The sequence below is a fragment of the Sphingobium sp. B11D3A genome, from assembly GCF_025961695.1.
GTDB lineage: Bacteria > Pseudomonadota > Alphaproteobacteria > Sphingomonadales > Sphingomonadaceae > Sphingobium.
Genome location: NZ_JAOQOE010000001.1, coordinates 904406 through 923583, shown reverse-complemented (window position 1 = coordinate 923583; position 19178 = coordinate 904406). Strand labels below are relative to the sequence as shown.

The 19178-nt window shown below is 64.0% G+C and carries 19 protein-coding genes and 1 tRNA gene; 13 read left to right on the top strand and 7 right to left on the bottom strand.

Features of this window, described 5'->3' with window-relative positions; translation table 11 throughout:
• Positions 1-17 precede the first annotated feature (17 nt).
• Both M2332_RS04415 and M2332_RS04410 read right to left on the bottom strand, forming a co-directional pair.
• Complete coding sequence (locus M2332_RS04415; RefSeq protein WP_264573119.1) at positions 18-704, bottom strand: phytanoyl-CoA dioxygenase family protein; 687 nt, start codon at positions 702-704, stop codon at positions 18-20.
• A 95-nt stretch (positions 705-799) separates the two neighbouring features.
• The gene (locus M2332_RS04410; RefSeq protein ID WP_181560009.1) at positions 800-1363 is read right to left on the bottom strand and encodes a helix-turn-helix domain-containing protein; all 564 of its coding nucleotides are present in this window, start codon (positions 1361-1363) and stop codon (positions 800-802) included.
• Positions 1364-1460: 97 nt separating this feature from the next.
• On the opposite strand from M2332_RS04410, the gene M2332_RS04405 reads away from it, so the two are divergent.
• The 4 genes from M2332_RS04405 to purQ all read left to right on the top strand — a co-directional run bounded on the left by M2332_RS04405 (position 1461) and on the right by purQ (position 3974).
• On the top strand, positions 1461-1931 hold the full coding sequence (locus M2332_RS04405; protein ID WP_264573118.1) for a DUF6456 domain-containing protein: 471 nt from the start codon (positions 1461-1463) through the stop codon (positions 1929-1931).
• Positions 1932-2215: 284 nt separating this feature from the next.
• The gene (locus M2332_RS04400; RefSeq protein WP_264573117.1) at positions 2216-2989 is read left to right on the top strand and encodes a nucleotidyltransferase domain-containing protein; all 774 of its coding nucleotides are present in this window, start codon (positions 2216-2218) and stop codon (positions 2987-2989) included.
• Between the two features lie 51 nt (positions 2990-3040).
• Positions 3041-3274 carry a phosphoribosylformylglycinamidine synthase subunit PurS gene (gene purS / locus M2332_RS04395; RefSeq protein WP_264570683.1) on the top strand — a complete coding sequence of 78 codons (234 nt, stop codon included), beginning with the start codon at positions 3041-3043 and terminating at the stop codon, positions 3272-3274.
• 25 nt (positions 3275-3299) lie between these two features.
• Complete coding sequence (gene purQ, locus M2332_RS04390) at positions 3300-3974, top strand: phosphoribosylformylglycinamidine synthase subunit PurQ (RefSeq protein WP_264573116.1); 675 nt, start codon at positions 3300-3302, stop codon at positions 3972-3974.
• Positions 3975-4161: 187 nt separating this feature from the next.
• Here the strand turns inward: purQ and M2332_RS04385 are convergent, their stop codons facing one another.
• Both M2332_RS04385 and M2332_RS04380 read right to left on the bottom strand, forming a co-directional pair.
• On the bottom strand, positions 4162-6966 hold the full coding sequence (locus M2332_RS04385) for a DUF3857 domain-containing protein (RefSeq protein WP_264573115.1): 2805 nt from the start codon (positions 6964-6966) through the stop codon (positions 4162-4164).
• 80 nt (positions 6967-7046) lie between these two features.
• Positions 7047-7223: a hypothetical protein gene (locus M2332_RS04380; protein WP_181560004.1), complete on the bottom strand. Its 177-nt coding sequence runs from the start codon at positions 7221-7223 to the stop codon at positions 7047-7049.
• Between the two features lie 168 nt (positions 7224-7391).
• Between M2332_RS04380 and M2332_RS04375 the strand changes: the two genes are divergently transcribed.
• The 3 genes from M2332_RS04375 (at position 7392) to M2332_RS04365 (ending at position 11463) form a co-directional block, all read left to right on the top strand.
• Positions 7392-8342 (top strand): mechanosensitive ion channel family protein, encoded by a 951-nt coding sequence (locus tag M2332_RS04375; RefSeq protein WP_264573114.1) that lies wholly within the window; start codon positions 7392-7394, stop codon positions 8340-8342.
• A gap of 34 nt (positions 8343-8376) precedes the next feature.
• Complete coding sequence (locus M2332_RS04370; protein ID WP_264573113.1) at positions 8377-8676, top strand: hypothetical protein; 300 nt, start codon at positions 8377-8379, stop codon at positions 8674-8676.
• A gap of 372 nt (positions 8677-9048) precedes the next feature.
• Entirely contained in the window at positions 9049-11463 is a 2415-nt protein-coding gene (locus M2332_RS04365) for a TonB-dependent receptor (RefSeq protein ID WP_264573112.1), read from the top strand.
• A 129-nt stretch (positions 11464-11592) separates the two neighbouring features.
• Here the strand turns inward: M2332_RS04365 and M2332_RS04360 are convergent, their stop codons facing one another.
• Both M2332_RS04360 and pcaD read right to left on the bottom strand, forming a co-directional pair.
• On the bottom strand, positions 11593-12603 hold the full coding sequence (locus tag M2332_RS04360) for an isopenicillin N synthase family dioxygenase (protein ID WP_264573111.1): 1011 nt from the start codon (positions 12601-12603) through the stop codon (positions 11593-11595).
• A 140-nt stretch (positions 12604-12743) separates the two neighbouring features.
• Positions 12744-13553: a 3-oxoadipate enol-lactonase gene (gene pcaD / locus M2332_RS04355; RefSeq protein ID WP_264573110.1), complete on the bottom strand. Its 810-nt coding sequence runs from the start codon at positions 13551-13553 to the stop codon at positions 12744-12746.
• Positions 13554-13700: 147 nt separating this feature from the next.
• Between pcaD and M2332_RS04350 the strand changes: the two genes are divergently transcribed.
• Positions 13701-14600: an isopenicillin N synthase family dioxygenase gene (locus M2332_RS04350; protein ID WP_264573109.1), complete on the top strand. Its 900-nt coding sequence runs from the start codon at positions 13701-13703 to the stop codon at positions 14598-14600.
• A gap of 131 nt (positions 14601-14731) precedes the next feature.
• On the opposite strand, the gene M2332_RS04345 is transcribed toward M2332_RS04350, so the two are convergent.
• A tRNA-Pro gene (locus tag M2332_RS04345) sits at positions 14732-14808 on the bottom strand.
• Positions 14809-15111: 303 nt separating this feature from the next.
• Between M2332_RS04345 and yajC the strand changes: the two genes are divergently transcribed.
• From yajC to M2332_RS04320, 5 genes are all read left to right on the top strand, one after another.
• Positions 15112-15444: a preprotein translocase subunit YajC gene (gene yajC / locus M2332_RS04340; protein ID WP_181559997.1), complete on the top strand. Its 333-nt coding sequence runs from the start codon at positions 15112-15114 to the stop codon at positions 15442-15444.
• A gap of 6 nt (positions 15445-15450) precedes the next feature.
• Positions 15451-17049, top strand: a complete 1599-nt coding sequence (secD, locus tag M2332_RS04335) for a protein translocase subunit SecD (RefSeq protein ID WP_264573108.1) — start codon at positions 15451-15453, stop codon at positions 17047-17049.
• A 12-nt stretch (positions 17050-17061) separates the two neighbouring features.
• Positions 17062-18036: a protein translocase subunit SecF gene (secF, locus tag M2332_RS04330; protein WP_264573107.1), complete on the top strand. Its 975-nt coding sequence runs from the start codon at positions 17062-17064 to the stop codon at positions 18034-18036.
• Positions 18037-18070: 34 nt separating this feature from the next.
• Entirely contained in the window at positions 18071-18451 is a 381-nt protein-coding gene (locus M2332_RS04325) for an Mth938-like domain-containing protein (protein WP_264573106.1), read from the top strand.
• 168 nt (positions 18452-18619) lie between these two features.
• Positions 18620-19147, top strand: a complete 528-nt coding sequence (locus M2332_RS04320; RefSeq protein WP_264573105.1) for a hypothetical protein — start codon at positions 18620-18622, stop codon at positions 19145-19147.
• Positions 19148-19178: the final 31 nt, after the last annotated feature.

Genomic DNA, 19178 nt, shown 5'->3' with positions numbered 1-19178 from the left:
TTGCAGGTCGGCCGGCATTATATGCCTAGCCATTCCAGTCCGCCTTTGAGTTCGTCTGCCGAGTAATCGATCTGTAACACGCGCCGATGTCCCGCGGACTTTTTGGCGGCGGAAGCATGTAGAATGGGCGTGGCGTAAGCCCAGACATCGCCAGCTTGAGCTAGGCAGGCCCGCACCCCACATTTCTGAACGACGTTATCATACTGGGTTATGGGAAGCCGGCCGGCGCGATGTGAGCCTGGCGCAACCAGAAGTGGCGCATTGTCTTCTGGAACATCATCGATGTGGCAGCGTAGGGTCAGCATCCGCTCAAGCAGGGCGAAGGGCGGCTCAACATGTTGCATCCCGCTTTTCGTGCTCCAAGGGCCATAGCCTTCGACCTCCAATCGGCGTTGCACGCATATTGTCCGATCTTGATGCCACGCGAGCGACCAATTCGTCTCGTTGGTTTTGTCGAACAGGATCGCTCGAACCGGTTGGCAGCGCTCTCCGAGAACCGAAGCGGCCAAAGATCCTATTGGTCCTGTGGATGCCAAAAGAGGCCGGAGGCCCGCTACGTTACGAAGACGCAAGCCGGCTTGCCCTCCGGGAAGCGTGCTCAATATTTCGCAAATTTCTCCAAGGCAATTTGAAGCGGCGCCATGAAAATGCTCGGCACCGTCTCTTGCGAGTGTGAGGGAAAAGGGCTCCGCAGGTTGCGTCATAAGTTCAGATCATCGCTAAAGCATCAGGCAGCCGAGGCAGATGCGGCATCAACTTTAGTCCCAGACGAGCGCATTATCGGGTGCCGCGATTAGGATCACAAATCCCGGATCAGCCGCACCGGCAGGCCGATCCAGGCAGGGTCGTTCACCACTTGCTGACGCATGCCGATGCCGAGTGGGAGGAGGTGGAGCATGGCGCCGTCGCGGCCGATGAGGCGGCCGAAGAGGAAGCGGCCGGCGGGGCGGGGCACCAGCACGTCGCGGTTGAGCGCGTCGGCAAACCGCTCCGGCGGCAGGGGTTCGCACCACAATTCGTCTCCGGCGCGGTAATCGCCAAGCGCGGCGGTCATACGGATGCCGAGCGCGCCCTTGGGCACAGCGGGCGGCACCAGCGTGAGCGGGCGGCTGGGCGCGCCGGCGCCATCCGGGCCGACCAGCGCGGCGACGGGCACTTTCTCGCTGGCGGGCAGATCGACGAGGTCGCTGGCCTGCACGTCCAACGCGGCGGCGATACGGTTGAGCCATTTCACCGATACGGTTCGCGTGCCTGTTTCGAGGCGACCGATGGTCTGGGCCGTGGTCGGCGGCTCGCAGCGGGCCGCCACTCCCTCCAGCGTGAGGCCCCGCGCCTTGCGGACTTCCCTAATCCTCGTAATCATCGGCTCACCTGACTTATTAACCTTAACGGTTCGCTATGTCCTACATTTGTCGCCACATGGCAATGGTTTTTGCGACTCGAAACGGGAGACGCAGGGCATGACCGAACGGCGCGGTAAGACAGTGGAACGAGTGATCGAAGGGCCCGATGGGCGGCGCGAGCGCGTGATGGTCAACATGGCAGAATCGCCGACGAGTTGGCTCCATGCCCGTGGGATGCTGAGCCAGCGCCAGTTCGATGCCGCCGAGGCGCTGCGCCGCGATTGGGAGCAGGCCGGCATGGGCGCGCGCGTAACGATGAACTGGGATCTGGCGGCCGTACCGGTTCGCGCCGGGCGAGGCGGGGCGCCGGGCCAAGCGCCGACGCTCGCAAGAATGAGCGCGCGCGACCGGCTGAATGGCGCGCTGGCTGCGGCCGGCCCCGGTCTGGTGGATATCCTGTGGCGGGTCGTATGCGCGTGCGAAAGCCTCGTCGCGGCCGAACGCGCGCTCGGCTGGCCGGCGCGGGCCGGCAAGCTGGTGCTGGGCTTCGCGCTGGATCGGGTAGGGGATTTTTACCGGATTCGATAAGCCAGCCGCCGCTTCACGATTTTGGTATAGCGGCCCTTCCTCGTCATTCCCGCGAACGCGGGAATCCAGCTTCGACGTCGCCTTAACGCGCTGGCACTGACCTGGATTCCCGCGTTCGCGGGAATGACGGAGGGAGGGAGAAGGGCGCGTTCCTTCGGTGAAGGTGCCCACCTTGTCCGCGCCTGGGCTTCCGATCCGCCCCAACCCGCCACCACCTCAAACCCGGTCCGCTCTGGCTCAGGCGCATTTTCTTCCGCGCGCGGGGCTGATAAGGCGCCGCCATCATGATCACCGATCCCGCGCGCGCGCTGGCCATTGCCAAGTCCATTTTCCTCGAACGCTTTCCCGGAGCCGATTACGCCTTTGTGGCCGGTTCCATCATGCGCGGTGAAGGGCGCGCCTGGTCGGATATCGATCTGGTGGTGGTCTATCGCGCGCTGCCCCTGGCGCACCGGGAATCGGAGACGGTCGACGGCGTGCCGGTCGAAATGTTCGTGCACGATCCTTCCACGCTCGCTTGGTTCATGGAGCAGGATATTGCCAAGGGGCGCCCCTCCTTGCTCTCTATGGTGGCCGAGGGCGAAGTGATCGGGCGGCGGATCGCGCTCGGCAAGGTTCTGCAGGCGAAGGTCGCGGCGCGGCTTGCGGCGGGGCCAAGGCCGCTGGGTGCCGAAGCGCTCGAAGACCTCCGCTACCAGATCACCGACGCGCTGGACGATCTGCGCGGCGAGCGCAGCCGCGCCGAGATGCTCGCCATCGGTGCGCGACTCCACCCGCTGCTGGCGGAACTGAGCCTGCGCACCCGCGACTGCTGGAATGGCGCCGGCAAATGGCTGCCCCGCCAGCTGGAGGCTGCGCAACCCGGCCTCTCAAGCCGCTACGAGACCGCCTTTGCCGACCTGTTCGGCGCCGGGCGAACTGACACCGTGCTGCAACTGGGCGAAGCAGAACTGGCGCGCGTCGGTGGGCGCTGCTTCGACGGGTTTCGGCGCGACGCGCTGGCTGCACAACGCATCGACGCGCGCTCACCCCTTGCGGCGACGAAAGACCAGGTCTAGGGCCGGCGCATCCGATCACCTCCACCGATCAACATGACAAGGACAGTCCCGATGAAAGCCCGCGTGTTTGTCACCTTGAAATCCGGCGTGCTCGATCCGCAGGGCAAGGCGATCCAGCACGCGCTGGAAGGGCTGGGCTTTGGCGGCGTGAATGACGTCCGCGCCGGCAAGCTCATCGAGCTCGATCTGGCCGACGGCACCAGCGAAGACGAGATCGACGCCATGTGCCGCAAGTTGCTCGCCAATACGGTGATCGAGAATTACCGCATCGAGGCGATCGGCTGAGCCGGCGACAGGAAGGACGTTTCCGATGAAAAGCGCTGTCATCGTCTTCCCGGGCTCCAATTGCGACCGCGATCTGGCCGTGGCCTTCGAGGCCGTGAGCGGCGCCAAGCCCGAGATGGTCTGGCATCGCGAGACGGAATTGCCGGAGGGTCTGGACCTCATCGGCGTGCCCGGCGGCTTTTCCTATGGCGACTATCTGCGCTCCGGCGCCATGGCGGCGCGCTCGCCGATCATGCAGGCCGTTGCCCAGGCGGCATCGCGCGGCACCTATGTGCTCGGCATCTGCAACGGTTTTCAGGTGCTGACCGAAGCGGGGCTGCTGCCGGGCGCGCTGATGCGCAATGCCGGTATTCACTTCGTTTGTCGCAGCGTGGCGCTGACCGTGGAGAACAGCCAAAGCGCCTTCACCAGCGGCTATGAGGCCGGCGAGACGATCAACATCCCCGTCGCGCATCATGACGGCAATTATTTTGCCGATGCGCAGACGCTGGATCGGCTGGAAGGCGAGGGCCGCGTTGCGTTCCGCTATGCCGAGGCCGTCAATGGATCGGCGCGGAACATCGCGGGGATCCTCAATGAGGGCGGCAATGTGCTCGGCATGATGCCGCACCCCGAACGCGCGATCGAGAAGACCCATGGCAGCACCGATGGGCGCCGGATGTTCGAGGGACTGACAGAGGGCCTGCTCGCACGCGCCTGAGGGTTTGCGGGCGCCAGTTGGAACGACGGGCGGACTTACCTCCCTTCCTCGTCACCTTGGACTTGATCCGGGGTCCAGCTTTCTTGGGATGCCTGAACCTTCGGCCGCATTGAAGCAGCGGGACCCCGGATCAAGTCCGGGGTGACGAAGGTGGGATAGGCTGGTGCTCGATGCTCGCCGGTCTGCCTTACGGGGCAATGCCGAAGCGCGCATAGTCCGCGTCGATCCGGGGCTTGATGCGGCGGGCGATGGCGAGATCGGCCTGGCCCTCCGCGCCGCGGTCCAAGCGGGCGAGGACGACGCCGCGCATGAAGCGGCTTTCCGCGAGATTGGGGACGGCATTCAGCACGGCATTGAGATCGCGGAGCGCATCCTCATAGCGGCCGAGGCGATAGGAGACGACCGCACGGCTATCCAAAATGCCATAGGGACTGTTGCTCAACTCCAGTGCCGATGTGCAATCCTTCGCGGCTGTTTCGATCTCGACCTGCCGCGTCCCCTTGATCCAGCAGCGCATGTTGAGCAGCGATGGCGTGCCCGGCCGGTCTTCCAGCAGCGTGTCGACAAGCGCAAGCGCCGTGGCCGGGTCGCCATAAGTGCCGATGATGTCGGCCTTGCCCTCCTGGAACGTTCGGCGGGATTCGCCGCCCAGCGCAATGCGTTGATCCAGCAGGGCAACCGCGCTATCCAGATCGCCGCTTTCAGCGCGCAGGTTGGCGACCCTGAACACCGCGCCCACGGACGCGGGGTCGAGTGCGCGGCCGGCTTCGGCATCGGCCAGCGCTGCCTTGAGGTCGCCCATTTCCTTGTGGATCTGGCTGCGCATCAGATAGAGGTCGATGTCCGGCTCGATCGTGATGGCCTTGCCGAGATCGGCCAGGGCGCCCTTGCGATCGTTGATGGCGCGGAGGAAGGTCGCCCGATCGCGATAGGGCGCGGCCTTGTCGGCATTGGCGGCGATGGCCTTGGCGTAAACGGCTTGGGCAGCGGCGATCTGCGTCGCGCCGGCGGGGTCCTTGCCGGTGATGTCCCACGAGCGCAGGGCATTGGCCGGGGCGATCAGGCGCGGCGCTTGCGATTGCGCGGTGGCAAGACGGTCCTTCTCGGCGCCGATCTCGCTGGCCGGGATCTCGATGCCGGTGGAATCGACAACTTCATCGATGGTGAGCACGCCCTTCTCAAGGCTGAGCGCGCGGTTGAAATCATAGCCGGCGATGCGCGCTGCGAGCGCAGGCTCGCCCTCAACGCGGAAGCCCGCGCCCTGCTGGGGCAGGCGGATGGTCGTGCGAACATGGCGGCCCTCGGGCGCCGGCGTCGCGACCGGGATGGCGGACCAGGCCGCACGTGCGCGATCCGGCGCGAAGCTGATCGACGAGATGCTCTTGTCGACCGCGCGGCGCATGGTCTTGTCCGTCCACGTCCACTCCGAATCGGTGACGCCGCGCGCCTTAATCGTCACGATCCCGGCCTGATCGTCTCCGGTGAGGCTGATGTCCGCAAACTGGGATTCGCCGACCACGCTGGAGAGGAACTCGCCAAGCACCTCCTGCTGCTTCTCGCTGTCCAGCTGCGTGCGCACGACGTTGAGCTGCATGGCGGCGAGGCCGCGCAACACCAGCGAGAGATCGAACACGCTCGGCAGATCGATGCTGGCGGTCTCATCCATGCTCATCGTCAGGTCGAACGCGGGGCGGCCGGCATTGCGCGGCTCGATCAGCAGGAGATCGGCGCCTTCCGGGCGCAGCGGCAGCACATAGCGGAAGGGTGGCGTGTCGTGGATATCCTCGATCCGCGAGCCAATGCCCGTGCCATCCAGCCACAGGGATTCGCCATCGATCTGCGCGCGCACGAGAATGTGGTTGAAGGCAGCCGGGCTGGCGAGGCGATTTACGACGGCGTCGCCGAGCTGGGCATGGGCGAGCACGGGCTCTGCCGTAATGCCCATTTCGCGCAGCATCGCGAGGAGCATCAGTGTCTTGGCCTTGCAGTCGCCATAGCGTAGCGCCCAGCTCTGTTCCGGCGTTTGCGGGACATAATTGCCGCCATCCATGGAGACCGCCAGATAGCGGATCTGGTCCTGAACGAGCCGCAGGGCGCGCTGGGCGCGGCCGAGCGGCGTACGCTCGGCAGCCATGATCGCCTGGACCTCCTGCAGCAGGGCGCTGCCGGGCTTGAGCAGGCCCTGCGTCGCGAACAGCGGGGACATCGTCCTGGAGACGTCGGCCCAATCCTTGAACGTGGAGACCTCGAGCAGTGGCAGCGGCTGGAAACGGATGGGCGCATCGGAGGGAATCTCCGTCTGGCGCGGGCCGGGCAGGGCGAAGCTCAGCTCGGTGAAGCGCGCCCCGCGCACCGGCTTGGCCTCGATGCCGGTAATGCCGACCTTCCATTTGACCGGGCTGTCATTGTCCCACAGCGTGCGCAGGCGACCCTGACCGAGCGTGACCGGCGCAGTGATCAACGGCGTCAGCGCCTGGACATGGCCGGCCAGCGCGGCGTCCTTGCCGGTGGTGGAGGCGCGCAGGCGCAGGATGTCGCCCACGCGCAGGCCTTCGACGGCCATGGTCGCGGTCAGGAGCCCGGTGAGTTCGCGCCGCTCCAGCGCCTGCTCGCGCCGGATGACTGTGAAGGTGCGGCCACCGGCCAGCAGATCGATGCTCTGACCATCGCGCACGATGGCCAGCTCGTGGATGATGAGATCGCCCTTGTCCGGCCAGGGCAGGGTGAGGTTGGCGAGCTGGTTGAGCTGTTCGGCCGAGGTGATGCGCTGCGCGGTGTCCGAGTAGGTCCACAGGCTGCCGTCTGCGATGCGCTGCTGGCGGTCGAAGATGAGGATGGCGGGGCCGCTCGCGGCAAGCGCGGACGGCGCGGGAAGCTGTGCGGCGATGACCCAGTCCGGTGAGGGCTGATATAACGGCGTCTCTCCCGCGCGCGCCACCGCAGAGAGGGCGAGGCCACAGAGCAGGGCTGAAGCAAAAATACGCCGTTTCAATCGTCTCTCCTCATCGCGCAGGCCATGAGGCGTTAGCTGATCGCGACGAATGGCTCAATCGACCCTATCGATGCTGCGCATTATTCTTCGGGCTGGCTCGGCGATCCTTCCCGCTGGAGGCGGCGGGCAGTGCGCTCATGCAATATAGCGGCCTCGCGCAGGCGGCGGGCGACATCTGCATCGCCACAGTTGTCGGCCTTCAAGCGCGCCACCCGGGCGAGTTGCTGATAGTAAATGGCATCACGCCGGGTTTCCATGTCCTGCGGAATAGCACGACATGGCCCCGCGCGAAGCCGTTTTGCGACAGCTTGTCTTGCAACGGGACAGGTGAGGCACTTGAGGAGGCCCGGAACTTTTCGACCAAGCCACCGATTTGACATCCCGTTAGCCGGCCCTCACGGTGCGGTCACTCCACAGGAGGCCATGTGGCTTTGAACGGCGCCGATGCATTGCTGACCCAACCCATCGCCTATATCGGGGCGTCCGGGCTCACCATCGGCGCGATCATCTCGGCCATCGTTGTCTTCTCGACGGCGCTGCTGGCAGTGTGGCTACTCAAGAAGTTCGTGCGCCGCGCACAGCAGACCATGGGGGAGGAGCGCTCCCACGCCATTCATATCGGCGGGCAGATTGCGCGCTATGTCATCGTGGCATTCGGGCTTGCAGCGGCGGTGTCGGCGCTGGGAGTCGATCTGTCCGCGCTCTCCCTGTTCGCTGGTGCGCTGGGTGTCGGCATCGGCTTGGGGCTGCGCGATATCGTGCGCAACTTCGTGGGCGGGCTGGTGCTGCTGTTCGACCGGAGCATCGAAGTCGGCGATTTCGTTGAACTGGAAGACGGCACCATGGGCGAGGTACGCTCCATTGGCCCGCGCGCGACGGCGGTGCTGACCAATGACGATGTCGACATGCTCGTGCCCAATGCCAATCTCATCGACGGCAAGGTGACCAACTGGACGCGCAACCGCATGACCCGCCGCGTCCACATTCCGTTCCGCACGGCTCTTAATGCCGACAAGGAGAAGGTACGCGACGCCGTGATCGAGGCGGCCAAGGCCGTGCCGCTGACCTTGCCGGATGCCGGGCGCAAGCGCACGCAGGTCTGGCTGGTCGGCTATGGCGAGAACGCGCTCAAGTTCGAGCTGGTCGTCTGGCCCACCCTGTCCGCCGTCAAACGACCGGGGCGCACGCTGGCGACCTATTGCTGGGCGATCGACGATGCCCTGCGCCAGAATGCCATCGAAATCCCGCTGCCGCAGCAGGAAATCCGGGTGCGCGGCCTGTTCGGCCAGGAGGGCGAGGCTGGACTGGACGCCTTGCGGCCGGGGCAGGTCGCGGCAACCGATGGGGCAGGGGCGCGTTCTTCCTCCGAAGGCTGAGGGCTTGGTCCCCGGCATTATAGGAGGCCTATCCATGACGCAGAGTCAGAAAACCCCGCCGCTGGACTTCAACGATCCCGACAAGGACAATGCCGAGCAGGATGAGAGCGGCACGCAGGCGCAGGATGTCGCCGCCGATGCGCAGGCCAATCCCTATCGCGGCGATTCCGAAACCGAGCATGGCGGCAAGCCGAATCCCGCTCAGGTGATGCCCATCGATGCGCCGGACCTGGTGGACACGATGAACCAGATGGATCGCAGCGGCCTCATCGACATGGGCGCCTATGAAGGCGAGGAGAATATGGACGACGAGGACGGCTCCATCCCCGAATAGCACCGACACCGTTTCCCTCTCTTTAGGATCGTCCCGGATGATCCGCCCGATCATCGAGCGCCCGAGCCGGCCACCGCCGGCTCGGGCGCTTCCCGTTTCCGTAGCGTCCGGACTGCGCATCGCTGCTCTTCATGCCAGCATGGCGCCCCTCCTTCGCGCAGCACAGATACGCATTTGCAACGGGTGTCGACAAGGCGCGGGGCGGTTTGACGTGGGTCAAAGCGAGCCGTGGCGCAAAGGCTACACCTGTGTCTCGAATGAACGATATGACTGCCCTTTGGGGCAGTCGGGTCTTGCATTCAGTGAGTGCGGGCGCATTGAACATGCATGCCCATCCCGCAGGGCCAGCATAACAGAAACGGAAGAGAGAGAATGAAACGGATTTCCCTGTCCATCCAAGCGTCCATCCCCGCGCTGCTCCTCGCCTCGACGAGCGCCCTCGCCCAAACCCCGCAGGCCGCCCAGACAGCGACCGCCGCCGATGACGGCATGGAGATCATCGTCACGGCCCAGAAGCGCGAGCAATCGCTGCAGGATGTCGGTGCGGCCGTCAGCGCGCTTGGCGCAGAGCGGATCGCCAGCGCTGGCGTCAACAGCATCTCTGACCTGCAGACGATCGTGCCGTCGGTGAATTTCGGCAGCGACTTCAACCAGGCGAAGATCTTCATTCGTGGCGTGGGTGCCAACACCTCGACCACGGGCAGCTCGACCGGCGTGGCCTTCCACGTCGACGGTGCTTACGTGGCCCGCGCCGAGGCCCAGCTCACCTCGCTCTTCGATCTGGAGCGCATCGAGGTGCTGCGCGGCCCGCAAGGCACGCTCTATGGCCGCAACGCGGTGGGTGGTTCGATCAACGTCATCACCGCCCGCCCGACGGACGTCTTCTCCGGCTATGGCCGCATCGGCTATGGCAGCTACAATGCGTTGACGACCGAAGCCGCGATCAGCGGCCCGATCACCGAGGGCATTCGCGCCCGTCTGGCGATCAAGACCGAGAACCGCGACGGCTATGGCGTCAACCCGGTCTCCGGCAAGGATGTCGACGACCTCAACCGCCGCATGGGCCGCGCCTCGCTCGAGTTCGACCTTGGCCGTGAGGCGACGCTGCTGGTCTCCGGCGAATATTTCCGCCAGAGCGACGCCTCCGGCGCGATCCATTATCTGCGCGCATCCTTCCCCGGCGTGGCGCGTCTGGCCCCGCTCGGCGTGGGTGGCTATGCGACCAACCCGCGTGATCTCGCGACGGAATCCAGCCCGGGCACCGAGACCGAGACCTATGCCTTCACCGGCACGCTCAATGTGCCACTCAACGATGCGCTGACGGTCACCAACATCGCCAACTATCGCTCCTTCAAGAGCTCGCTGTTCCAGGACCTCGACCTTTCGGCCGTGATCGACAGCCTGCCGACCAACGGTCAGGCGACCACGGTGCAGGAGCGCCGGATCGACAGCAAGCAGTGGAGCAACGAGCTGCGGCTTGGCCTGCAGTCCGAATGGGTGAACGGCACCATCGGCGTGTTCTTCTTCCATGAGCGCCAGCGGCCGATCGACAATGTCGGTCTCGCCAACCGGACCGGCATGGCGCAGAATATCGGCGTGCTGCAGGCTGCGGGCATTGATCTGAACGAGGCCTATGGCCTGTGCGGATACTCGCCCAACGGCGTGACCGGCGGCAGCAACATCATCGCGCCCAAGCGCGTCTGCACGCGCTCGAACCTGCTGACCGAGGCTTTCTCGATCTTCGGCCAGTATGAGATCGGGCTTGGCATGTTCAGCGAGGCGCTCTCGGGCCTCAGCGTGAAGCTCGGCGGCCGCTGGAGCAGTGAGCATGTGGAGTCGGAGAACCCCTCCATCATCATCACCCGCAACGGGGTGGGGCCGGTGCTGCGCTACACCGCCGCGGGCACGCATGTGGAGAAGACCTTCCGCGACTTCACGCCGGAAGCCGGGCTGGTCTGGAAGGCCAATCAGGACATCCTGCTCTATTACACCTATTCGGAAGGCTTCAAGGCCGGCTCGGGTGAGAATGCCGCAGGCAGCACCACGATCGTGAACCCCGAGAAGATGTTCAACCATGAGGCCGGCATCAAGGCGAGCTTCGGTCGCATGCTGACCGTGAACCTCGCGGGCTATGCCTATACGCTGAACGGCCTGCAGCTGAACAAGACGATCGCGGGCGGCCCGACCGGCTACACCACGATCTTCCAGAACGCGGCCAAGACACGCGCAAAGGGCATCGAGCTCGACGCGATGCTGCGCCCGATGCCCGGCCTGCGCCTGAGCGGTGCGCTCTCCTACACGGATGCGCATTTCGTCGATTATCTGACGCTGGATCCGCTGAACCCGGCCAACATCGCTGGTGGCACGCCGTATAACGCCGTGACCAACCCCGATCCGACGGCCTTCGGTGCGCCGAGCGGTGGCAACATCCAGCTTGCCGGCAACGACACGCGCAACAGCCCGCGCTGGTCGTGGAACCTGCACGGCGAATATGATGTGATTGCGCCCATCGGCACCTTCACGCCGAGCGTGGACGTCTCCTATAAGAGCCGCACCTACTTCAGCGAGTATATGCGCGAGATCGAGAGCAGCGCGGCCTACACCATGGTCGATGCCTCGCTGGCCTATGAGACCAACGACGGCCGCATCCGCGCGCAGCTTTGGGCCAAGAACCTGTTCGACGTATTCCGCCCGAGCAGCACCTTCGCTCTGGCGACAGGCCGCCTGCTCGGCGTGACCTGGCTCCCGCCGCGCACTTACGGCCTGACGGTCGGCTACAAGTTCTGAGGATTCACGCGGCGGCTGAGGTCGCCGCGTGACTGCCCGAACGCACCAACATCGCGCCCGGCAGGCTCAGGCTTGCTGGGCGTAATTGCGTTCTGGCATCAGCCACACCGCGACCGTCCGTGCGTCGCCCTATTTCTTGTCATCGAACGGTATGTAGACCGAGGATTTGTAGAACCGCCCAAGCAAGGCGCCGACATGCACCGGCGCAAACTTCGCTTCGCCGTCACGCTCCACCAATTCCTCCAGCGGTTCGACGACCACGTCGTGATCTGCATTCCAGAAGAAGGGGATTGAAAAGCGTTCGACATGGGAGGTGTTGCGCACGCGGTGGAGCGTCGAGCGATAGCGCCCGTTCGACCACCACATCATCATGTTGCCGATATTGACCGTAAAGGCTCCGGGGACCGGCGGGGCGGAAATCCAGCGCCCGTCCAGCGTCTTGAGTTCAAGCCCGCCAATCTCACCCTGGGCGAGGATCACGAGCGGACCTTCGTCGACGTGGGCGCTCAAATTCTTTATTTCGTTGCCGGCCCCTTCGGGAAGGGAAGGGTAGTACATCAAGCTGATTTGCGAAGTGGACTTCTGGAAGTAGCGGTTGAAGCGGTCTTCCGGCAGATCCAGCCCTAAGGCGAAGGCACGGACCAATTCCTCTGCGAGATGCGACATCGTATCGTAATAGGTCATGCAATCCTTGTCGAAGTTGTCGACCTTGGATGACCATCGGTTCGGTTGGTAAAAGGGATTGCCGGTTTTAAGCAGCGGGTCATCAGGGGCGAAATCCCGCTGAATGCGATACTGCTCGAAGACACGGCTGTTCGCGTTCAGATTCTCTTTATCGCCTGAATAAATCCACCCACGATTGAGTTGGTCGTTGACGCGGACTTCCTCCTTGTCTTCCATCGGTAAGTGGAAGAAATCGGCGGCCCTGTCGAAAACGGCCTGACGCGTCTCGGTCGGCACGCCGTGTCCGGTGAGATAGAAGAAGCCTATGGTGGCGCAGGCTTCGGCGATCCGTCGAGAGACTTCGCGCCGCGCCTCGGCATCCCCGAAGAGGAAGGGGGCAAAGTCGATCAGTGGAATTTCGGAAAGCTCGACAGCCTGCGCTATCAGGCGGTCTTCATCCTGAATCATATCGTCCATGCTCTGCTCACTCATCGTTGCAACTTGGCTGACCGATGCTCAAGGTGGCAGCTCGCCCGGCGAACCGGTAATGCTATTCTCGTCCGGTTTTCTTGCGCGAATTGCAACGCCTTGCCGGGCGTAGGCGATGGGCCGGCGCGTTATCGCTGAGCCGGATCGCGCGGCTCATTGCGCTGGATGTGGGTGAGAAGGGCTCTGGTGAAGGACTGCGGATCCTCCCGTGCAGAGATATGGCCTGCATCGAGCAATATGAGTTCCGCGCCGGGAATGCGGGATGCCAGCAACTCGCTGTCGGCGGGTGGCGTGGGCACATCGTTGCGACCCGTCATGACCAGGGTCGGTACCGTTATGGCGGAAAGATGGTCCGTGAAATCGCAGTCGCGCAAAACCGCGCAGCAGCCCGCGAAGCCCTGCGCTGGCGTGGCAAGGAATATCTCGCGGAACTGGGCGATTGTTGCCGGGTCTTGATCGCGAAACGCATCCGAGAAAAAGCGCAGGAGTGACATATCCACCAAGGCTGCCATGCCGCGCGAGAGAGCGGTCTCGATCCTTTGTTGCCAGCCTTCAATGGTGCCCAGTCGGGCCGCTGTGTCGCACAGGGTCAGGCTGGCAAGCCTGTCCGGCCTGTTGAGTGCCAGCCACTGCCCCATCGTACCGCCGAGTGACAGTCCACAAAGGTGCGCGCGCTCGACCTCGAGGGCATCGAGGATCGCAAGCGCGTCCCCCGCAAGTTGCTCGACGGTGTAAGGCCCTTCGGGAGCATCGCTGGCACCATGGCCGCGAACGTCATAGCGAATGATGCGGTATCGGTCGTTGAGGGCCGCTGCTTGCCGGTCCCAGAGGGTCAGGTCGCAGCCAATGGAATGCGCGAAGAGTATAGCCGGGGCATCGCGCGGACCCTCCACCCGGACGTTGAGCCGGGTGTGATCGAAGGAAGGGATGAGTGGCATCGAGAACTCCTTCTCTTCCGCATGGCACATCGCGGCGTGACTGGGTGTTTCGAAGGACGTTCGGCGAGCATGCTCAATTGGCACAACCGGGCCTTAAAACAGGCCTTAAGTTCGCTGTCTTTGAAATCCGTCCGACGGAGTTCCCGAATGAGTGGCTTTGCGCTTCCGGTGATCGATCTTTCTGCAATGGAGAGCGATCACCCTGACACGAGGCAGGAGACTGTTCTCGGGTTGAAGGCCGCAAGTGTGCGGCATGGGTTCTTCTATCTTGTCGGCCACGGCCTTAGCAGCGAGCGGCTTGCGCTGGTGTTGAACTATGCAAAGGCCCTGTTCGCCCTGGATGAGGCCGAAAAACGCGCCATCACAAATGGATCTGCCCGTGGAGGACGCGGCTATGCGCGCATGGGCGGACGTACCAGTGAAGGTTTACCGCAGGATGCCCTGAAGGAAGAATATTATCTCGGGAGCGAGGGCGTGGACGAAGAGGCCAATCTCTGGCCGGACGGGGTGCCTGGCTTTAAGGCATTCATGCTCGATTACGTGGCTGACATGCATGATATATCGCGGCGGCTGATGGCCGGTTTCGCTCTTTCGCTCGATTTGCCGGAAGACTATTTTTCCGCCTTCTGCACCGATCCAATCGCCGCGCTGCGGCTGGTCCATTATTCCGCTGGCGCCAAGGGGGCCGGAGCGCATTGCGACTTTGGGAGTTTGACCCTGCTTTTGCAGGATGAGGTGGGCGGCCTGCAGGTGCTCGATCAGGATGACGGCAGCTGGATCGAAGCGCCCCCGATGCCCGGAAGCCTGGTGGTCAATGTGGGTGATTTGTTCCAGCGCTGGACCAATGGTCGGTACAAATCGTCGGTTCACAGGGTCGTGAACATCACCGGTGTGGACCGTTATTCCGCGCCATTCTTCCTGACAGGCGCGCCACAGCAGGAAATCGCCTGTTTGCCTTCCTGCTTAGCTGAAGGGGAGGTGCCGCATCATCCTGCCACCACGGTGGCCGAACATATTCGGCGCAGCTTCGACGCGCAGGGCTTCTGACCCGTACTAGCTTGATGTGGCAATTCTGGATGTGTTGCGCTGAAGGGGCGCTGCGCACCAGCGCTGGCCGCCCACCTTCAACGGCGCAACGGGCCGAGCGATGCAGGGCTCTGAGCAATTTCTTGATTATTTGGTCGGGACGAGAGGATTCGAACCTCCGACCCCCACACCCCCAGTGTGATGCGCTACCAGGCTGCGCTACGTCCCGACCGGAGGTGCGCTCCTAGGCGTATCGCGCGGAAGTTGCAAGGTCCGTTGGCGCCTCCCTGCGCATGATTTTTCATTTTGCTGGTGGCCGGCAGGCGGGGCGGGGTGACTGGGCGATTGTTCGGCGCGCTTTGCTCGGCCGGCGCGCGGCGCAGCGGCGGCGCGGGGGAAGGGCGCCCGGCGATCTCGGTTGCCTGCACCGGGGCGATATGCTAGCCGCGCGGCCTTGAAACAGTGTGCGTGAGGCCGCATCTGCGGGGCGCGCTGTTCATCCATCTGCTGATTGCCCTGCTCAAGGATCGCAATGTTCACAACTTTTGCACTCGCCGCCGCTGCACCGGGCTCTTCCGGAATGGCCAGCTTCATGAGCTTCGTTCCGCTGATCCTGATCTTTGCGGTGTTCTACTTCCTGCTCATTCGTCCGCAGCAGCAGCAGATGAAGAAGCATCGCGCCAAGATCGGCGCGGTCAAGAAAGGCGATCAGGTCGTCACCGGCGGCGGCCTCGTCGGCAAGGTGACCCGGGTGGACGACACCTATGTGGATGTCGAACTCGGCCAGGGCATCAAGGTGAAGGCGGTCAAGGCGACCCTGAGCGATGTCGTCGATCCGATGACCGCCAAGCCCGCGAACGACTGACGGGCCATGCTCGACTTTCCCCGCTGGAAGATCTGGCTCGTCCTTGTGGCGCTGGTCGTCGGCAGTCTCTATGCCGTGCCGAGCTTCCTGCCCGACCAGACCTATTCGCAATTGCCGCGCTTCATGCAGGCGCGCGTCAATCTGGGCCTCGACCTCTCCGGCGGCAGCCACATTCTGCTCGAGGCGGACACAAAGGACGTGGCGCGCCAGCGCATCCAGAATATCGAGGAAGCGATCCGCGTCGATCTGCGGCGGGCTGATAGCCGCATCGCCATTGGCGAGATGTCGACGCAGGGCAATGCGCTGCGCTTCATGGTGCGCGATGCCACGCAGGTGGATGCCGCCGTCGAGCGCATCCGTCCGCTAACGCGCGGCGCCGGCCTCACGGGCCAGCGCGACTTCGATGTGCAGGTACGCGATGGCAGCACCATCGTCGTGACGCCGACCGAAGCCGGCATCAACGCCGCCGTCGAGAGCGCCATGGAAGTGGCGACGGAAGTCATCCGCAAGCGCATCGACGAGATGGGCACGCGTGAGCCGACCATCATCCGCCAGGGCAGCAATCGCATCGTCGTGCAGGTGCCGGGCCTTCAGGACCCCGCTCAGCTCAAGGATCTGCTCGGCCAGACCGCGCAGCTTGAGTTCAAGCTGGTCGACACGACGGCCAATCCGGCCGACTTGGCGCGCGGCATCGCGCCGGTGGGCAGCGTGCTTGTGCCGTATCCAGACAATCCACTCGGCCAGCCGGTCATCGCGGTGAAGCGGCAGACCATGGTGGCGGGCGATGAGCTGATCGACGCCCAGCAATCCTATGATCCCAAGACCAATGCGCCGGTGGTGAGCATCCGCTTCAACAGCTCCGGCGCCAACAAGTTCGCGCGCACCACGCAGCAGAACGTGAACAAGCCCTTCGCGATGATCCTCGATGGCACGGTGCTCTCGGCGCCCAACATCAACGAGCCCATCCTCGGCGGATCGGCGCAGATCAGCGGCAACTTCACCGTGGAAAGCGCCAACCAGCTGGCGATCGCGCTGCGCTCCGGCCAACTGCCGGTGAAGCTGACGGTGGTGGAGGAACGCACGGTCGGGCCGGATCTTGGCGCTGATTCCATCCGCAAGGGCATTATCGCCGGCGGCGTGGCGACGGCTGCGGTGCTGCTGCTGATGGTGATGGCTTATGGCCGCTTCGGCATCTACGCGAACCTGGCGCTGATCTTCAACGTGCTGATGATCGTCGGCATCATGGCGCTGTTCAACGCGACGCTGACCCTGCCGGGCATTGCCGGCTTCGTCCTGACCATCGGTGCGGCGGTGGACGCCAACGTGCTGATCAACGAGCGCATCCGCGAGGAGCAGCGACGCGGCCGCAGCATCATGCAGACGGTCGAAACCGGCTATAAGGAAGCGCAGCGCGCGATCTTTGACGCCAATACGACGAACGTGATCGCCGCCGCTTTGATGTTCTACTTCGGCTCCGGGCCGATCAAGGGCTTTGCGGTGGTTCTCACCATCGGCATCTTCACCTCGGTCTTCACGGCCGTGACGGTGACGCGCCTGTTCGCTTCCTTCTGGCTGCGCAAGCGGCCGACGACACTGACGATCTGAGGCACAAGACCAATGCGCTTGCTCAAGCTTGTCCCGGACAACACCAACATCGGCTTCCTCAAGTGGCGCCACATCGCCATGGCGATCAGCATGATCTCGATCATCGCGTCGATTGCTCTGGTCGCCACGCGCGGCCTCAATCTGGGCGTCGATTTCGTCGGCGGCCAGATGATGCGGGTCACCTTCTCGCAGCCCGTCAACCTCGATGCCCTGCGCGGCACCGTGGATGCGGCGGTGAAGGGGGAGGCGAATATCCAGCAGTTCGGCTCGGCGAAGGACGTCTCGATCCGTACCTCCTTGCCCGAGGGTGGCGAGGATGCCGCGAACCAGGCTGCCGAGCGGCTCAAGGCGGCGATCCTCAAGGCCCATCCCGATGCGGTGTTCGGCAGTGTCGATACCGTGTCCGGCAAGGTCTCGGGCGAACTGTTCGAGACTGGCGCCTGGTCGATGTTCTTCGCGATGCTGGCGATCTCCATCTACATCTGGTTCCGCTTCGAGTGGCAGTTCGGTCTCGGCGCGCTGTTTGCGCTGTTCCATGACGTGGCGCTCACCTTCGGGCTGTTCGCGCTCACCCAGATGGAGTTCAACCTGAACATCGTCGCGGCCCTGCTGACGATCATCGGCTATTCGCTCAACGACACCATCGTCATCTATGACCGTATCCGCGAAAATCTGCGCAAATATCGCAAGATGGAGCTGGTTCCGCTGCTTGACCTCTCGATCAACGAGACGCTCGCACGCACGGTGATGACCTCGCTGACGATCATCATCACACTGGTGGTGCTGCTGCTCCTCGGGCCGGAAGTGATCTTCGGCTTCACCGCCGCCATGTTGTTCGGCATTTTCGTTGGCACCTATTCGTCGATGTACATGTCCGCGCCGCTGCTGGTGTGGACCAAGGTCGGCTCGGACAGCTTCGTTGCTAAGGCGGGCGGTCAGGTGGCCGGCGCCGAGCGGACCCTCAAGAACGAGACGATGCCGCGCTGATCTCGCGGCATCCGTCGGGCGGGGAGGAAAGAGCATGGAACTGCTCCGCGACGAGAAGCCCGCGGGCCCGGTCATCACCGGCTTTGCCGGGCGCGGCTTTCGCGTGCGCGATCATGTGTTCGACAGCGGCATCCTGATCGATCCGGCTGGCGTGGTCCCGTGGGACGCGCCCACGACGATCGACCAACTGACAATTGAGATGCTGCGCCCGATCCTGGATCTCGACCCGCCGGCGGAATTTCTCCTCCTCGGCACTGGACCCAGGCTGGTCAGGCCCTCGGCAGCGTTCGTCCGCGCCGTCGAAGCCATGGGGATCGGCGTGGAGGCCATGGATAGCCGTGCGGCGGCGCGCGCCTGGGGCGTACTGCGACAGGAAGACCGGCAGATCGTCGGAGCGCTGCTCCCGCATCGATGAGCAACTGACAGCCCGCGCCCGAAGCGCCGGGCATGACGCGAAATCTTAACCTCAGTCCGCTAGACCTGTTTCCAGGATCAGAAAAGGCAGGAACAAAATCCGGCAACGGGCGTCCTGTACGGGTGAGGATGGAGCGTGATGGGGCAGCTCCTTATGTGAGTATGTCGCATGGCCGTCATCGCCGTTGATTTTGAAGCGTCCTGCCTGCCGCAATATGGCCGGTCTTTCCCCATTGAAGTCGGCATTGCCAGCACCGAAGGCTGGAGCCGATTCTGGCTGATCCGTCCTCATGCGGACTGGGCCGACTGGCAGTGGAGCGAGGAAGCCGAGAGCCTGCACGGCATTTCGCGTGCGCAGCTGGAGCGCGATGGGCTAGATGCCCGCTGCGTCGCACGGCAATTGCGCGCGGCCGTGGCTGGGCATGAGGTGATTGCCGACAGCTATTTCGATGATGCGTGGTCGCGCACGCTCTTTGCTGCAGCGGGCGAACCCACACATCTGCCGATCCGCTGTCTCGCCGAGCTTCGCCTCTTTCACGATACGGACCGCACGGTCCTGACGCGGCTGCTCGATGCAGCCGATCGTCAGCGCGCGCGGCGCCACCGCGCCGAGGATGATGCGCGCTGGCTGGCCCAGCTCATGGCTGGTCTGATTGCCGAGAGCGAAATGGCTAGGCCAGCGGCGCGCGCCGCTTAAGATCGCGTAAGACCGGCCGCCGGTGAACCTC

What these genes read in the sequence shown, in the direction of transcription:
- M2332_RS04415 (WP_264573119.1), bottom strand. Translation starts at nt 704, where the DNA reads ATGACGCAACCTGCGGAGCCCTTTTCCCTCACACTCGCAAGAGACGGT.
- M2332_RS04410 (WP_181560009.1), bottom strand. Translation starts at nt 1,363, where the DNA reads ATGATTACGAGGATTAGGGAAGTCCGCAAGGCGCGGGGCCTCACGCTG.
- M2332_RS04405 (WP_264573118.1), top strand. Translation starts at nt 1,461, where the DNA reads ATGACCGAACGGCGCGGTAAGACAGTGGAACGAGTGATCGAAGGGCCC.
- M2332_RS04400 (WP_264573117.1), top strand. Translation starts at nt 2,216, where the DNA reads ATGATCACCGATCCCGCGCGCGCGCTGGCCATTGCCAAGTCCATTTTC.
- purS (WP_264570683.1), top strand. Translation starts at nt 3,041, where the DNA reads ATGAAAGCCCGCGTGTTTGTCACCTTGAAATCCGGCGTGCTCGATCCG.
- purQ (WP_264573116.1), top strand. Translation starts at nt 3,300, where the DNA reads ATGAAAAGCGCTGTCATCGTCTTCCCGGGCTCCAATTGCGACCGCGAT.
- M2332_RS04380 (WP_181560004.1), bottom strand. Translation starts at nt 7,223, where the DNA reads ATGGAAACCCGGCGTGATGCCATTTACTATCAGCAACTCGCCCGGGTG.
- M2332_RS04370 (WP_264573113.1), top strand. Translation starts at nt 8,377, where the DNA reads ATGACGCAGAGTCAGAAAACCCCGCCGCTGGACTTCAACGATCCCGAC.
- M2332_RS04365 (WP_264573112.1), top strand. Translation starts at nt 9,049, where the DNA reads ATGAAACGGATTTCCCTGTCCATCCAAGCGTCCATCCCCGCGCTGCTC.
- M2332_RS04360 (WP_264573111.1), bottom strand. Translation starts at nt 12,603, where the DNA reads ATGGACGATATGATTCAGGATGAAGACCGCCTGATAGCGCAGGCTGTC.
- pcaD (WP_264573110.1), bottom strand. Translation starts at nt 13,553, where the DNA reads ATGCCACTCATCCCTTCCTTCGATCACACCCGGCTCAACGTCCGGGTG.
- M2332_RS04350 (WP_264573109.1), top strand. Translation starts at nt 13,701, where the DNA reads ATGAGTGGCTTTGCGCTTCCGGTGATCGATCTTTCTGCAATGGAGAGC.
- yajC (WP_181559997.1), top strand. Translation starts at nt 15,112, where the DNA reads ATGTTCACAACTTTTGCACTCGCCGCCGCTGCACCGGGCTCTTCCGGA.
- secD (WP_264573108.1), top strand. Translation starts at nt 15,451, where the DNA reads ATGCTCGACTTTCCCCGCTGGAAGATCTGGCTCGTCCTTGTGGCGCTG.
- secF (WP_264573107.1), top strand. Translation starts at nt 17,062, where the DNA reads ATGCGCTTGCTCAAGCTTGTCCCGGACAACACCAACATCGGCTTCCTC.
- M2332_RS04325 (WP_264573106.1), top strand. Translation starts at nt 18,071, where the DNA reads ATGGAACTGCTCCGCGACGAGAAGCCCGCGGGCCCGGTCATCACCGGC.
- M2332_RS04320 (WP_264573105.1), top strand. Translation starts at nt 18,620, where the DNA reads ATGGCCGTCATCGCCGTTGATTTTGAAGCGTCCTGCCTGCCGCAATAT.